This window comes from Rickettsia sp. TH2014 (genome assembly GCF_019249195.1).
Taxonomy (GTDB): Bacteria; Pseudomonadota; Alphaproteobacteria; order Rickettsiales; family Rickettsiaceae; genus Rickettsia; species Rickettsia felis.
The window spans coordinates 93-2,490 of the sequence record NZ_MXAX01000170.1 but is presented as its reverse complement, the minus strand read 5'-3'; the positions used below and the strand labels follow the sequence as shown (position 1 = coordinate 2,490).

The window sequence follows — 2,398 nt, the reverse complement described above, 5'->3', positions numbered from 1 at the left end:
ATGTAAGATTAAATCTCAACTATTACATGATAACTAAATTACATTTGAGCTTACATCCTTATTGTAACTATGTCTATAAATCACACAAATTATTATGATGAAAATCTATTATTTTGAGGGAAGCCCATAGGCGGTAATTTACCGGTACCCCCTCTTTTTCCTAAAAATGCAATGATGTTTTTCTCAAGTTTTACTTTTCCATTGTTGTTCCAACCTAAGCCATCTTCTTTATTAAATATTTTAATATCAAGTAACTTTGCATTCTTAAATTTTTGCAGCGTTACGCCTTGTCCCTTTTTCATTTCCGGTATCTCACCTATGTTAAATACCAGTAATTTACGGCTTTCACCGATGCAAGCAATACTATCCCCGTTTACAGGTAAACATGCTATACATGCGTGACCATCAGGCACGCTCATAATTTGCTTTCCTGTTTTTGTTTGAGCCATTACTTCATTTGAATTAACCAAGAATCCCTTACCTATACTACTTGCGAGTAATAAAAGCTGATCAGGCTTGTAGACTAAAATATTTGTAATATCGTTATTGCCTATATCGACAAGCAGCTTTATAGATTCGCCGGTTCCTTTACCTTTGGAAATATTATCAGCAAGCAAAGTAAAAAACCTACCTTCCGAACTTACTATTAGTATCTTATCGGTCGTGTAAGCTTCTATAATAAACTTCTCTGCATCACCTTCTTTATATTTAATATTCGATAAATCGGTGTTATGACCTTTTAACGAACGCACCCACCCCATTTTTGAGCAGATAATAGTAATCGGTTCTTTAGTAATAAACGCTGTTATATCAACTACCTGATTCGTAAGCGTTACTTCTTCAAAGCTTGTACGTCTAGCTCCTATTACTGTATTTAATCCAAATTTCGTTTGTACTGCTTTGATTTCTTTTTTAACTATTTTCCATAGTTCTTTAGGATTATTTAAAATCTCTTCTAATATAGCTTGTTGCTTCTGCAAGTTACTATGCTCATTAATAATTTCCTGCTCTTCAAGTTTGCGTAACGAGCGAAGACGAGTATTTAATATCGCTTCTACCTGTATTTCGGTTAGTTTAAACCGCTCCATCATTATAGCTTTCGGTTCATCCTCTTCACGAATAATTTTAATTATCTCATCAAGATTTAGATAAGCTATTCTAAGACCTTCTAGAATTTCTAAACGATGCTTGATTTTGTTTAAAAGATAAGTTGACCTGCGAGTAACAATATTTTGTCTATGAGCTAAAAACTCTTGTAAAACTTCTAAAATATTCATTACTCTCGGCACGTTATTACTACCGATTACATTCATATTTAGCTGAATACGGCTTTCTAAATTCGTTAGCTTGAATAGAGATTCCATAACTATTTGTGGATCACATCCCCGATCTCTCGGCTCTATAACCAATCTTATAACGTCGGTTGATTCATCCCTAATATTGCCGACAAGCGGGATTTTTTTATCCTTTAGTAATACCGCTATTTGTTCTATAAGTTTTGATTTTTGAATTTGATAAGGTATCTCGGTTACGACTATCTGATATGTACCGTAACTTAGCTCCTCTTTCTCCCATCTGCTTCTCACTCTAAAACTACCACGCCCAGTAGTATATGCAGCATTTATAAATTCGGCTTTATCAATAATTATGCCGCCGGTTGGAAAATCAGGACCTTTAATGAAATTCATTATATCATTAATTTCAGCTTTCGAGTGGTCGATTAAATACATTAGAGCATCACATAACTCATGTAAATTATGCGGCGGTATATTGGTTGCCATACCGACTGCTATACCTTCCGAACCGTTAGCTAGTAAGTTCGGAAAACCTGCGGGCATTATTATCGGTTCTAAATCTGAATCGTCGTAAGTAGGGCGAAAATCTACCGTATCTTTATCAATATCTACCATTAATAAAGTACATATTTCCGTCATGCGTGATTCGGTATAACGCATAGCTGCTGCATTATCGCCATCGATAGAGCCGAAATTACCCTGTCCGTCAATTAAAGGATAACGAAGCGAAAAATACTGAGCAAGACGTACCAAGGTATCATACACTGCCACATCACCGTGCGGGTGGTATTTACCTATTACGTCACCGACTACTCTTGCACATTTTTTATAACCAGAATTCGGCTCAAGTCTTAGCTGTAGCATTGCGTATAACAACCTACGATGTACAGGCTTAAGTCCATCGCGTACGTCAGGAAGCGAACGTGACATAATCGTTGACAACGCATAAGCAAGATAACGCTCCGATAACGCATTACCAAAGTCAATACTTTCTATTTTAGCTTCTTTCATAATCGTAACAATCTCTGCGGTGTCCTATTTTTAATATTCGAATAGTAATGTTTTCAATTTGATGTAGAAGTCAAGATTTAATCTTACAGACA

At 35.7% G+C, this 2,398-nt stretch carries 1 protein-coding gene; it reads right to left on the bottom strand.

Annotated features, from left to right (window positions below; translation table 11 throughout):
- Positions 1–92 precede the first annotated feature (92 nt).
- Positions 93–2,306 carry a DNA topoisomerase IV subunit A gene (gene parC, locus KYQ89_RS03280; RefSeq protein ID WP_218460388.1) on the bottom strand — a complete coding sequence of 738 codons (2,214 nt, stop codon included), beginning with the start codon at positions 2,304–2,306 and terminating at the stop codon, positions 93–95.
- Positions 2,307–2,398: the final 92 nt, after the last annotated feature.